Origin of the sequence: Colwellia psychrerythraea 34H, from assembly GCF_000012325.1 — a bacterium.
GTDB classification, from domain to species: Bacteria; Pseudomonadota; Gammaproteobacteria; order Enterobacterales; family Alteromonadaceae; genus Colwellia; species Colwellia psychrerythraea_A.
On sequence record NC_003910.7, the window covers coordinates 3,215,014 to 3,228,419 of the forward strand.

Sequence of the window (13,406 nt, forward strand, 5' to 3'; positions counted from 1 at the left end):
TAAGTCTCTTTACACAAAACTTACTTCAGAATTTAGCTTGAAGCGGGCGTTAGGATTAACGAGTTGCTAGCTTCCGCTATACGCAATATAGCGGTCTGTCATCATAAATCTGGGGGGCTAACTTCGAAAGCTAACAGCGACAAAATACTCCGTTAATCGCTAATAAAAGCCATTGTTAGCGACGTAGAAAAGGACACCCTAGAGCGAATAAAGAGTATTAGATGTTGATAAGCGCACCTTAAAGGGGCACTTAAACATTTGGTTAATATCTTAAAAATTAATTGCTCTCAACGATCGTGGGTATTGTCGTGAATGGCTTGATTCCAAACTCAGGGTAAACTTCACTTGGGAAATAAATCACACCACCTTTTGAAACCATTGACACAGTCTTGATAGCGCGAAGGTCTGCTGTTGGGTCGCCAGGCACTAAGAAAAAGTCAGCCAGTTTTCCGACTTCAATACTGCCAAGTTGATCACCATAGCCTAAATAATTAGCCATGTCATAAGAAGCTCTGCGCAATACTTCAACGTTAGACATACCAATTTTTTTGAATAGTTCTAACTCTCTGTGCAGCTCAAAAGCGCCACCTAGATCGGTACCTGGAACGAGGAAAATTCCCTTTTTATGCATTAATGCGAGTGTCTCAATAACTTTATCAAAAGCCAACTGGTAAGCCTTATCCTCTTCTTGATCAGCAACATTTAATAAACCGACTTTCGCTTGTCTTTGAACTCCGACAGGCATATTGTCGATATAATCTTTTGTGCCAATGCGAGTTTTACCATTTCTGGCCGTTAAGCCAAATTCATGAATGACAATGGTGGGATCAACCGCTATATTTTTTTCGACCATGGTGTTTAAGGTATTCTGTACTTTTTCGCTATTGAGATCCAAGTCGACAAAACGTTTCATTCCCGTAATGCGATAAAGTGTTCGAGTATCTTCATCTCGATCTAGTACCCAGCTGAGCATACCTTGGTTTATGTGGGTGATTTCGTCATACCCTGCGGCAATCATTTCATCAACTGTTGAGAATGCGGGAATATGTCCTGTTACTCGCATGCCGTGTTTCTTTGCTGCTTTCGCCATGGCTGGCACCCACTCACCATTAATAGAACTGTATATCTTGATTTGGAAATAACCACCTTTTTCACCATACGTATTCACAAGATCAACGGCTTCTTGTTCAGTTGAAGCAATTTCTCCAGTGGCAGCTGAAAATTCGCTTTTTCCTTCAATAAAGCCACTTTTAGTAATGCGTGGACCGATGATTTGATTACTTTCAATTTTTTCGATTAAAGGATCTAGTATTTCAATCTCATTACCCATATCTCGAACAGAAGTCACTCCTGCCATCACATTAAGTAGGGCGTCGTTATCGCTCATGTGGCCATGCATTTCATATAATCCTGGGATTAATGTACCGCCATTACCATCAATCAGAATTTCTCCTTCTTTAGGAATATCAACCAATGGCTCGATAGCTGTAATTTTGTCTTTCTCAATCAGCACTGATTGAGAATCAGTAAGTTGCATGTTAACTGGGTCAAATATTCTGACATTGTTAATACGCACGGGTTTCTCATATAGGTGCGTCGTTTTCTTCGCTATTTTTTCAAATCGACTTGCGTTCAAGCTAGCCGCTAAATCGCTTAAGATCTTACTTTGTTGTTCTAATCCTTCACGAATCACAACAGCACGTGGCGACAAATAACCAATCATATGCTGGTTCTCATCAAGTGCTATATAGCTAGGATCCAGTTCAATGCCATTGATTGCATAAATAGTCGCATTGACCAACACACCGCTAATATCTTTAAGGTCAACCTTGTCGACTTGGGTGATTGTAAGTTCGCCAGAAGGTAATGCAGATAATGAATGATTTGGCTTTTCTAGCAAGGCTGTAGCGTATATGTAAAGCGCATACGGACTCGCATTTTGCGCAATGTATATAGCGCTGTTATTAAATTTTGCACTGCCTTTTTCAGCTGTACTCTGCCAATACGCCATATTGTCTTGCAAGCTAAACTGTTCATCAACTTCATTACCAAAAACCGTTTTTCCTGTAATGCGCCAATCAATGGGTAAACCTGTATCTGACAACTTCAGAACTTCTTTGCTACTAGAACCACGACCATTATTACTATATGAATAGTCAATAATAATGTTTTCAGCATTGCGATTAACTAACATTCCACCTACATCGGTACCACCTAATATTAATCTAAATTTTTCTTGATTAGGTAGTGCAACTTGTACTGTATTTACTGCCTCATACTGTTGAGAACATCCTAAAGTGGTCATCAGCACGACGACACTAATAATTGATTGGATAGCTTTCATCGGTTTTTGAATTTGCATGGCGATGCCTTTTATTATTTTAGCTTTGAGAACACGAAGAATAGACACTATAAATGATCTATGCAACTGAGTAGTATGAAGCTAACAACTTGCTGTAATGTAAAACTTCTTTGTGGATTTTCAAAGAAAGTGATATTTCTTGTTCAATGGTTTTTAGGCGCTAGCTAAATTTAGAAAAATTAATTGAGATTTTTCGGAAAATGCTGTCAGGAAATTACGATAAACCACATAATATTTTAAAATTAATAAAAGCTAACGTGCCATAGTATAAAAACCCTTCGGACTCAGAAGCTAAAGGAAACATTCTTAGTTAGTGTCCATTTTTATGGGGCAAGAGCAAGGTGCATAGCTAAGCGATCGTTAGTGTGCTTGAGAACTATCGTATTCAATCCGAATGTTTTTGTCAGATTAAAAATTCTAATAAACGTTTAACACTACTATTTTGAAATACATTACTTGGCCAAACTGCATATAGGGGAATCGACTCAACTTGCCAATTTGGTAGCAATTCCACCAAGGCATTATTTTCAATTTCTTTTTCGATTAAATAATCAGGAGGCGTTGCTATACCTGCGCCATTGATACAGAGCTGAGTCATAGCTTCAACATTATTTACACTGATATTGCTTTCAAAATCAATGTCACATTTTTCACCAGCAGAATTTACTAACGTTCTGTGATTTGGAAGCATATCTAATTTGATCCAATTCCATGTCGTTAAGTCCTGAGGAGAAATGGGGGGGATATTTTCTTTCCAGTAATCGTAAGAACAAACTAATTTTCTATTAATTTCACCAACCCGTTTTGATTTAAGATTACTGTCATCCATTGACCCCGCCCTAAAAGCTAAATCAATGCCTTGGTGTATAAGATCTTGTCTGTCATCGGTATAAAATAATTTAAAATTCAAAAAAGGATGTAACTTACTAAATTGAGATATTTTTTTGCTTATTTCTGATTTGATTAAAGCTGAAGGTAAGGTGAGGGTTAAAGTTCCTCTTAACTCTTGTTTTTCTATAGCTACTTGATTTAACCCTTGCTGTGCAGCTTGGATCATATTCAAAGCATACTGATACAGTACTCCACCTTCAGAGGTTAATGACAGTTTTCTGGTCGATCTATAAATTAACGCCGTACCAACAGATTTTTCCAATTGAGTCACTTGATAGCTAACAACTGAAGGTGAAAGTTTTAACTCTTTTGCAGCCGCTCGAAACGAACCTTGTTTAATCGTCTCAGCAAAAATAGCCATTGCTCGTAATTCATCTATCATGTGTATCTTTATTAAAGTATTTAGAACAGTGAAGTTTAATTCTAGCACCTTATCTTATTAATAGAATGGATATATAGTTTACAAAAAACTAGAGGTAAAATTATGTCGTTATTGTTCGCAATGTTTTCATTCTCATTGGCTATGTCAATATCTCCTGGGCCTGTGAATATGGTGATTTTATCTTCAGGAGCAAATTACGGAGTACGTAAAACGTTTTCATTCGTTTCAGGTGGAACGATTGGCTTCACATCACTGTTATTATTTATTGGATTAGGTTTTTATAAAGTTATTGACTTGTATCCATTATTGCTTAAATACTTAGCCATTTCTGGTTCATTATTTATTGTCTATATGGGATATTTAATCGCATCTTCAAAGCCTAAACTAGATATTAATGAACAAAACCTACCCACTTTTATGCAAGGTTTCCTTTTACAATGGTTAAATCCCAAAGCATGGATTGCAAGTGTGTCGGGTGTTTCTTTATTTTCAGTGCCTGAGAATAACCAGGTGTTTTTAACTTTTTTACTTATCTATTTTTTAGTCTGTTATCTATCACTTTTTTCCTGGTCTGTATTAGGAGATAAAGTCACAATACTGTTGAGTAATCAATTAAGGCTAAATCTTTTTAATCAATTAATGGGCGGGTTATTGATTGTGACCGCATGTTTTTTACTCTATTCACAATTTAATTAAACTCAATACACAGACAAGTGATATATGACCACTTTGTGGTGAAAGTTGAAACGAGTTAGCCCTATTTTGAGTAGGGTATTTTATTACTCTTTCGTGGTAATAAGCTTTAGGTCAGTGGTATTAACAAAGGGATCACTTTCAGCTAAAAGTTAACGTCAGTGTAAGTACAACTATTAACACGCATTCAAATTTAACTGGTTGTTCAGTTCATCCTCGTATATTAAAAAATTAAACACCATGATTATTTACTAGCTAGATAAGATATTATTTTCGATAATTCATATTTAACTCGGTTAGAACGTTTTTTGCACTAACTTTTCACGTAAAAAAAATGTTACAATCAGTGCAATTATTCAACTTACGATAGCGAAGATTAGAAATGCGGATTAAATTAACCCAAGACTTGGTATGTGGCCATGATACTTTTTTAGCTGGTGAGGAGTTCGACGCAATATTGATATTACCTCGTTCAACAACAGTAGAGTTTGTTGCAAATTCAGGTAAAAAAGTCAGAGCATTTAGTTATGAATATGTGAAAATAACACCTGCAACAGACATCTAGCCAAACGAGTATCGTCAGGATAATCCATAAGAGAATCTAAGCAAATCTACTGATATTAATTAAGTTGGATAGTCTACAGTTGAATTTAAAATTCAACGTGATATTTCACTTAAACTGATAACTTAGCATTCTCGATTATCTTTGCTCTTGCCCCCACTACAATGACTATTCTGATGATTGAGGTTTTACTATTTTCCCACACTGCGAAGATTGAATTACCCTAGGTAAATTTTTCGCACATACAGGTTTATTATAAAAATATCCTTGCATAATTTCGCAACCTCGCTCGATCAAGAAAATCTTTTGTGCCTCAGTTTCAACGCCTTCAGCCACAATATCTAAATTAAGGTTTTGCGCTAAGGTGATAATTGCCGATGTTATTTGGCTCTCTCTAAAATTATGCGGTAATTTAGCAATAAAACTCGCATCAATTTTAAGAGTATCAATAGGTAAACTTGTTAAGTAGCTTAATGATGAAAAGCCGGTACCAAAGTCATCTAAGGCAACTTTAACGCCCATCTTTTTAAGTTGTTTTAATATACTAGTCGCTTTATCCATTTGCTTAATGAAGCAGCCTTCAGTTATTTCAACCTCTAATAACTCTGCCGGCAATTGACTTTGAGCTAGCACCGATTCAACTGAAGCGACAAGGTTACCTTGATGAAAATGTAATGCTGAAATATTTACCGCTATTCGACCACAATCAAGCCCCTGATCTAACCACAATTTTCGTTGTTTACAGGCATGTTCTAAAACCCAATGGTCAATTTCAGCAATAAAACCAAGTTCTTCAGCCATAGGAATAAACTGTGCAGGTGATACTTGCCCAAGAATAGGATTATACCAGCGTAATAAAGCCTCTACGCCCATGACTTTACCGGTAACACCATGGATTTGAGCTTGATAATTCAGTTCCAATTCATTGTGAACTAATGCTAAACGTAAGTGACTTTGTATTAACGACCGTTCTTGTGAATGAGCATTCATCGCCGGTGTAAATAATTGAAATGAATTACGACCAATATCTTTAGCACGATACATAGCGATATCAGCATTTTTCATCAGCTCTTCTTCGTTTGTCCCATCTTCAGGATAAACGGCGATACCAATAGAGGTTGTTATATTAAGTGCATGACCCTCTATATGATAAGGCTGACGCAGTTTTTCAACGATTCGATTACAGGCTTTACAAATATGGTCGACTTCACGCATATCTGTTAGCAATAAGGTAAATTCATCGCCGCCAATACGAGCAACTGTATCCCCTTCTTTTGAACTTTCAGTCAAACGCTTAGCGAAACTTCGTAATAACAAATCGCCAATCCGATGACCGTAATTGTCATTAACTTCTTTGAAATAATCTAAATCAATGAAAAATAGAGCCATTTTATTATTTTTTCGATGTGCTATTGCTAACGCCATATCAACACGATCAAAAAAGAGCCTACGATTAGGTAATTGAGTAAGTTCATCATAAAAAGCTAAATTTTCAATGCGCTTCTCAGCAAGTTTTCTTTCACTAATATCGCTAAAAATAGCGGCAAATACTTTATTGTTGTCAACACCTTCACTAATCTCGATAATAGTTAACCATTGAGGATAAATTTCAGAATTCTTGCGTTTATTCCAAATTTCTCCCTGCCACACACCCTGTTCTAAAATACACAACCACAGCTGTTGATAAAAGTCACTAGTATGTCTACCTGAGCTCAATATCTTTGAATTCAGCCCTAACACTTCCGCTTCTTTATAGCCTGTCACGCGAGTAAATGCCGGATTAACTGAGATTATTGTCCCCTGTTCATCGGTGATCATAATGCCATCTAAAGAGGCTTCTATAATTTTCTCAGCCACCAACAAGTGTTTTTTTGATTCTCTAAGGGCGATATCTCTTTGTTGAACTATTTGATGTAACTCTTCAACATAAGCCAATTCAATATCAGACATAATGTTGTCCATTGATAAAGTACCAATGATGGCACCATTATCATCAGACACCGCCAAGTGACGAATATTGTGACTGATTAATTGCTGGTAAGCTGAATATAAGGAATGGTCAGCATTGATAGTTTTTAATGGGTAATGTGCATGATGCCAAGCGGTCTTTTTAGTACATTCACCCCGTGCAAGCAGGCTCAGTAAATCGCGTTCGGTGACAATGCCGTATTGCCCTAATTCACTGTTGAAAATGAGTGTAGATGAGCACTCATACTTTTTCATTTGCTCAGCTACATTGTCTAAGCGGCAATCATGTTGCAGTAATTGTTGGTTTTTTTTATAGCTGCTTGCTACAAGTTTTGCTTGTAAATAATGCTCTATCCCCTGGTTTTTAATGACATCCGTTTGGCTGACGATACCCACAGGGAGGTTATCAGCATCAACGACAATAAAGTGTCTAACGCCGTAATGTCTAAACTTAATCGCTAACTCATTAACCTGAATATCTTGCTTAATAGTTAGCACAGGTGAGTTCATTAACTCGCTAATGCTTACATTAAATTGTTCTTGATCGCTAAAATCAATTTTACGGCAATCTGATTCAGTCCATATACCAAGCGTAAGGTTACTTTTAATGATAATTGAGCTGATATTACGTGCTCTCATACGACTAGCAGCAACATTAATCTTTGTCTCAGGCGAACACGTTAAGATACTAGATTGCATAATATCTTTAACTATTAAGTTAAGCTCTGGTGTTTTAGTATGTAACAAAATATCCCTTCCTATAAAATCTAAGTTCATCAGTCGCGAAGCTGAATCAGCTATTGCTGCTAAACGTTAAGCCAATTGTATATTCTGAGCTTTATAGGATCACTGTACTAAAATAATCGTAGCAAAAAGATGATCTAGCGCATTGATTTTTATCAAAATTAAAGACATATTTATCTTGCGAATGGAATATATTAAATGTGAATATGCTTTATCTCAAAATGACCCATAATACCCACGTCTCATAGTGACCTAGGAAGATGATATGACACCCGGAATTAATGCCGCCAAGAAGAGTAAAATTAGTTATCACGTTCATGAATATTCACATGATGCAGCAAGTGGATCCTACGGAGATGAAGCAGCACAAAAGCTTGGCATCTCAAGTGAAAGAGTTTTTAAAACTTTAGTGGTGAGTATTGATAACAAAGCACTGGTCGTTGCCATAATACCTGTGTCGGCGATGTTGAGTATGAAGTTAATAGCTAAAGCACATGGTGGTAAAAAAGCCACTATGGCATTAAAAACCGATGTTGAACGTTCTACGGGTTATGTACTCGGTGGTGTTAGTCCGCTGGGACAAAAGAAGCGCTTGAATACTTTTATTGATTCATCATCAGTCCAATTTACTACGGTGTTTGTTAGTGCTGGTAAAAGAGGTTTGGAGATAGAGTTAAGCCCACAAGATTTAAAACAACTGACTCAAGCCAAATTAACTGAGCTCTGTCAGTAAGCTAGAAAAGTGTAAAACAGACACAAAAAAGCGATAGTACTTTACAGCACTATCGCTTAATTTACTGAGAACTAATGCTTATGAAAAGTCTCTATATTTCTAATTCAAGCCGCATCTAAACACGATTTTTAACGCTATTATTATCGTTTAAACTCAGACGTTTTGCTCCATTGTGGCCAAATATCTGATTCAGATAACTCAACGCCAATTTCAAAGAACAATTGCATATCTTCAACAGCGCCCGTTAAATCCCAATCTTGCGTATATTCATCACAAAGACCGTGATAACACTTGCTAAGAATTGGATCTAACTTGGCTCTTAACTCTGCCGTTGCTTGGTCAGCCGGGATAGAACCACCTTTTGCATATAAGGCAGGAATACCAACGTTAGCAAAAGCGAAATGATCAGAGCGATAGTAAATTCCCGCTGCTGGTCTAGGATCACCTGAAATTATACGGTTTTGTTTTAAAGCCGCTTTCGTTAAAAAGTTATCAAGTTCAGATTGTCCTAAACCATATACCGCGACATCTTTACTCTTACCATTAGCATTTAGTGCATCCATGTTAATGTTAGCAACGGTTTTAGCTGCTGGAATTACTGGATTTGCTGCATAAAACTTTGAACCAAGTAAGCCCTGCTCTTCTGCCGTTACCGCTAAGAATGTTACTGAACGGTCAGGTCGATTCGGTAATTTTGAAAAAGCTTCTGCTACTTCAATCAAAGCTGCCGTACCTGTCGCATTATCACGGGCACCATTATAAATTTGGTCGCCTGTTTTGGTTAAATCTGTACCTAAGTGATCCCAATGCGCTGAGTATAAAATATGCTCGCCCGCTTGTTTTTGACCAGGTAAAGTTGCAATAAAATTATATGAAATTGATTTTTTTATAGTATTTTTAACCGTAATAGAGGCATCTAAATTACCCATATCAATATTAAAACTGCCTTGTGCGGCGCGTTCTTTCATTTTATCAAAATCTAGACCTGCTTTTGCAAATAACTCAGCTGCAACAGTGCTGTTAACCCAACCTTCCACTGCAACGCGATCTTTATTTAAATCATCACGTTGAAAACTAAATTGTGGACCAGTCCAAGAGTTTTTAACTACCGACCAGCCATATGAAGCCGGTGCAGTTTCATGAATGATAATTGCCCCTTCAGCACCTTGACGGCTCGCTTCTTCATATTTGTAAGTCCAACGACCATAATAGGTCATGGCATTACCATTGAAAACTTCAGGGTCTTGTGTAGCAAAACCTGGATCATTAACTAAAATAACAACCGTTTTACCCTTAACATCAAGATCTTTATAATCGTTCCAATTGTATTCTGGCGCATTAACACCGTAACCAACAAAAACAAGCTCAGAATTTTTAAGCTGCTCTAATTCACTGATTCGAGCACTGCCCATTACCATATCAGTGCCGTGCTGGTAGTTTTTACCACCAATAGACAATGTCATATCGCTTGACGCTTCAATGGATACTAACGGTACTTCTTGTAAAAAGCTGTCACCATTACCTGGCTTAAAGCCAATAGCAGTAAACTGCTCAGTTAAATATTCAAGAGTTAGTCTTTCACCTTCGCTTGATGGCGCACGACCACCAAATTTATCAGAAGATAATACTTTTACGTGTTCAATTAATTGCGCTGTATTAATGCTGTCATAGCTAGCACTAATATCTTGGGCGCTATTCCCTTGTGAGGAGTTAACTTTCGAAGAGTCATCAGACGTTGTTGCAACACAACCTACCAGCACTGCGGCCGATAAAAGCGATAATCCAATTTTTTTTATCATAATTATTATACTTATTCTGTGAAAAAGATGGTCGAAGTATAAAGGGTCTCAAAACAACTAACCAGTATCGAGATGTAAATCAACGCAAGACAAGAAACACAAACTGTCATGGTCAGTTTCCACAAGAGTAAATAATCCCCTCACATGCTGATAGATTTTAAATGCGCGCTGGTTTACAGTAATAAAATAACTGATACCCGTTACCAATCAAATACTTTACCTATAAGAATATAATGAAAGAATCCTTAAAAGAACTCTCTGAAATAGTCGCCAAAGCCAATGATATATTTTATGACCGTAATAAAAATGTTGATACCCTCATGGGTATTATGGATAAAACATTACGTAAGCAAGGCATGAACGCAGATGCAATAACAATAGATTGTATCGCTATCAATAAGAAAATTGTCTTGGTGCTTCATGATAGCAAGCCTGATCGAGTCGACATTGCCCTTGGTGACAAAGCAGGTGTGGTTCATTCGTCAACTGAGTATGAATTAAAAAACGTTAATATTGTGCAAATACTCGATATGATGGAAGAAAACTTTCTGAACTAATTTAATAAATGAAATAGGTTTTAGAAATATTATGCCGCAATCATTGCTAACGATATCTTTAAATTAAATAAGGAATTTTTCGATGGAATTAAATCAATTATCTGAAAAAACTATCGGTTGTCCATACTGCGGTGAATCAATCAAGGTGCTCATTGATGCATCCGAATTGGACCAACAGTACATTGAAGATTGCCAAGTATGTTGTAAACCGATAAATTTCATTATTTCTGAAAGTATTGATGGTGAGCTTACCGTGAATGTTTATAGCGAAGATGAAGCATTTTAATCATTGCCTAGTTAATAGAAACCTAGTTAATAGATAAAGCGACACTTGTAACCCTTAAGCAAGTTCCAATTCACTAAACAGTTAACCAACGTTATCAAAGGCGAATCATGATTTCTAAAGAAGAACTAACCGAGTTCCTACACTCTGAATTTCCTCAAACAAAATGTTCGATTGATGAAGTTGGGAATCGAGGAGCAATCGTTAGACACAGGGTTGGACAAGATGAATTGCGCCCCGGTGGCACTGTCTCTGGTCCCGTAATGATGACCACGGCTGATGTTGCTCTGTACGTGGCAATCTTAGGCGAAATTGGGCTTGTGCCACTCGCCGTCACTACCAGTTTAACGATTAACTTTCTTCGTAAACCTTCACCGCAAATGGATATTATCGGCAAGTGTACCTTGATAAAAGTCGGAAGAATTCTTGTAGTTGGCGAGGTTGAGTTGTATTCCGATGGTGAAGCAGAGCCGGTAGCCCATGTTATTGGCACGTACTCCATACCTCCGACAAAAATTAATAATGACTAAGAGCGATGCTAATTCACTTAAATGCTAGCGCTTTGATAGATAGCGTTAGCCCCAACCTTCACGTATTGAAAACTTAAGTACAGCTCAAAAAGGCATAACTAACCATTACGCTTGTCCTCAAACAAAAAAACACGCCATTATTTATCTATTAGACTTTAGTTACTCGACTGCAAGAGTAGCCAAGATTCCAAGCAATTGATTTATGTTCACCTATACTTCATCACGAGCTTTGGTGGATTTGTCTTTGAAAATACGCTGAAGTTCTCAGTTATCATAATGTTAATTCTACAATTCACCCCCTAGGAGAAACAATAATGAAAAAACGATTCATAACACTCTTTGGATTGTTAGTTCTCGCTATTACCTATGCCCAGACAGCGATTGCGACCGAGCAAGAAGTCAAAAATACTATCGTAAACGATAATGCTTATGTTAAAAAAAATCTTAAGGTACCTGAAGGCACTTATTCTAAAGAAGGTGCTATGGAGTTCTGGTCTAGTGGCGGACTCATTCAACATGTTAAAGCAGACGGTCGATTAGAAGAATATGACTCTTTCAATATCGATGTTAAACATATTGATGTGACTATTTTAGTACCTGATGAAGTTGCAATAGCGCACTATTATTCCGAGGGTTCTATGACGCCAAAAGGAAGTCCTGCGGTCAGTAATTATAGGACCCGAGTTAGTCAGATATATACTAAAGAAGCGGGGAAATGGAAGGTACGATCGTCACATTGGTCACCGATAACGGGTGGTTCAGGTACAAGTCAAACCGCCATAGTTGAATAATCCTATTTTTTTGATAAAGAGCAAAATACAAATAATTACTTCAAGAAATAAATAGTGATGGAGAGCGCAAACTAGGCAGGCAATCTCTCCATTACAAACCCCATAAAAACAGTCATAATTGAAATTAACTTGTTAACGTTCGGTAACTTTGGTGATGTTCTCTAAGTCGGATAAGTTATGCTCAACTGTTAAGATTGTTATCACTCCGCTCTGACAATAAACTTCTTAAAATCACATCACTTAATTGGTATTACTCATTTCTTCTTTGTGGCAATTTGCGATAAATTAATGTTATTGTTTAAACAAAGAGCGTTCAAATTTAACTGCTCGTCATCCTCTACCAAGTGCGCTCACCTTTGATAGCTAACAACATAAGTTGTTTTTTGATTAAAGCCACGGTAAGAGTGCATGGGATTAGTCAATGACTCAAAGAACTAAGAGGTATAGAAATGGATTCAAATTTTTGGCATCAACTATGGGAAAGCAATGAAATAGGGTTTCATCAACGTGCCGTTAACCCGTTATTAGCTGAATATATCAATACCCTTTCTTTAGCTGAAGGTGACCGACTATTTTTACCCTTATGCGGTAAAACGCTTGATATTGCCTGGTTACTCTCTAAAGGTTATCGTGTTGCTGGAGCTGAACTAAATAAACCTGCCGTAGAACAGTTATTCAGTGAACTTGGCGTAGAGCCAAGGATTTCAACATTAGGAAATTTAGACTGCTATAGTGCAGAAAATATCGATATATTTGTAGGTGATATTTTTGAGCTATCTTCTGAAATATTAGGTGGCGTTGATGCCATTTATGACAGAGCTGCATTGGTTGCCTTACCAGATCAGATGCGTAAGAAATATAGAGCACATTTACTTGAAATTACCCGTATTGCGCCACAACTGCTACTCACTTTTGAATATGATCAAACAGTAATGGAAGGTCCCCCTTTTTCGATTAGTCCAGATGATATTAAGCAGTATTACTCGGATAAATACAGCTTGAGTCTTCTCAAAAAAATAGACGTACCTGGTGGTTTAAAGGGTAAATGTGAAGCGAGTGAAACTATTTGGCTACTGTCGGCCATCTAATTAATTTTATGCCCTTTGTGAGT

12 protein-coding genes are annotated in these 13,406 nt (G+C 37.1%); 8 read left to right on the plus strand and 4 right to left on the minus strand.

Annotated elements, in window-relative coordinates; translation table 11 throughout:
• Positions 1 to 277: 277 nt before the first annotated feature.
• Positions 278 to 2,362, minus strand: coding sequence for an amidohydrolase family protein (locus CPS_RS13795; RefSeq protein ID WP_011043872.1), 2,085 nt, complete (start codon positions 2,360 to 2,362; stop codon positions 278 to 280).
• A 403-nt stretch (positions 2,363 to 2,765) separates the two neighbouring features.
• A complete protein-coding gene (locus tag CPS_RS13800) occupies positions 2,766 to 3,635 on the minus strand; it encodes a LysR family transcriptional regulator (protein WP_011043873.1) in 870 nt (289 codons plus the stop codon).
• A 102-nt stretch (positions 3,636 to 3,737) separates the two neighbouring features.
• Between CPS_RS13800 and CPS_RS13805 the strand changes: the two genes are divergently transcribed.
• Positions 3,738 to 4,331: a LysE family translocator gene (locus CPS_RS13805; RefSeq protein WP_011043874.1), complete on the plus strand. Its 594-nt coding sequence runs from the start codon at positions 3,738 to 3,740 to the stop codon at positions 4,329 to 4,331.
• Positions 4,332 to 4,710: 379 nt separating this feature from the next.
• Positions 4,711 to 4,893 (plus strand): hypothetical protein, encoded by a 183-nt coding sequence (locus tag CPS_RS13810; protein ID WP_011043875.1) that lies wholly within the window; start codon positions 4,711 to 4,713, stop codon positions 4,891 to 4,893.
• 165 nt (positions 4,894 to 5,058) lie between these two features.
• Here the strand turns inward: CPS_RS13810 and CPS_RS13815 are convergent, their stop codons facing one another.
• Entirely contained in the window at positions 5,059 to 7,605 is a 2,547-nt protein-coding gene (locus CPS_RS13815; RefSeq protein WP_187148274.1) for an EAL domain-containing protein, read from the minus strand.
• A 262-nt stretch (positions 7,606 to 7,867) separates the two neighbouring features.
• Here CPS_RS13815 and ybaK point away from each other — a divergent pair, with 262 nt between their 5' ends.
• Positions 7,868 to 8,335 carry a Cys-tRNA(Pro) deacylase gene (ybaK, locus tag CPS_RS13820; RefSeq protein ID WP_011043877.1) on the plus strand — a complete coding sequence of 156 codons (468 nt, stop codon included), beginning with the start codon at positions 7,868 to 7,870 and terminating at the stop codon, positions 8,333 to 8,335.
• Positions 8,336 to 8,475: 140 nt separating this feature from the next.
• Here the strand turns inward: ybaK and CPS_RS13825 are convergent, their stop codons facing one another.
• Positions 8,476 to 10,134, minus strand: a complete 1,659-nt coding sequence (locus CPS_RS13825; RefSeq protein ID WP_011043878.1) for a M28 family metallopeptidase — start codon at positions 10,132 to 10,134, stop codon at positions 8,476 to 8,478.
• 233 nt (positions 10,135 to 10,367) lie between these two features.
• On the opposite strand from CPS_RS13825, the gene CPS_RS13830 reads away from it, so the two are divergent.
• The 5 genes from CPS_RS13830 to tmpT all read left to right on the plus strand — a co-directional run bounded on the left by CPS_RS13830 (position 10,368) and on the right by tmpT (position 13,383).
• Positions 10,368 to 10,691, plus strand: coding sequence for a hypothetical protein (locus CPS_RS13830; RefSeq protein WP_011043879.1), 324 nt, complete (start codon positions 10,368 to 10,370; stop codon positions 10,689 to 10,691).
• Positions 10,692 to 10,773: 82 nt separating this feature from the next.
• Positions 10,774 to 10,977: a CPXCG motif-containing cysteine-rich protein gene (locus tag CPS_RS13835; RefSeq protein ID WP_011043880.1), complete on the plus strand. Its 204-nt coding sequence runs from the start codon at positions 10,774 to 10,776 to the stop codon at positions 10,975 to 10,977.
• Between the two features lie 107 nt (positions 10,978 to 11,084).
• Positions 11,085 to 11,504 (plus strand): PaaI family thioesterase, encoded by a 420-nt coding sequence (locus CPS_RS13840; RefSeq protein WP_011043881.1) that lies wholly within the window; start codon positions 11,085 to 11,087, stop codon positions 11,502 to 11,504.
• Between the two features lie 314 nt (positions 11,505 to 11,818).
• Positions 11,819 to 12,295 (plus strand): nuclear transport factor 2 family protein, encoded by a 477-nt coding sequence (locus tag CPS_RS13845; RefSeq protein ID WP_011043882.1) that lies wholly within the window; start codon positions 11,819 to 11,821, stop codon positions 12,293 to 12,295.
• A 449-nt stretch (positions 12,296 to 12,744) separates the two neighbouring features.
• Entirely contained in the window at positions 12,745 to 13,383 is a 639-nt protein-coding gene (gene tmpT, locus CPS_RS13850; protein ID WP_011043883.1) for a thiopurine S-methyltransferase, read from the plus strand.
• The last annotated feature ends 23 nt before the right edge of the window (positions 13,384 to 13,406 follow it).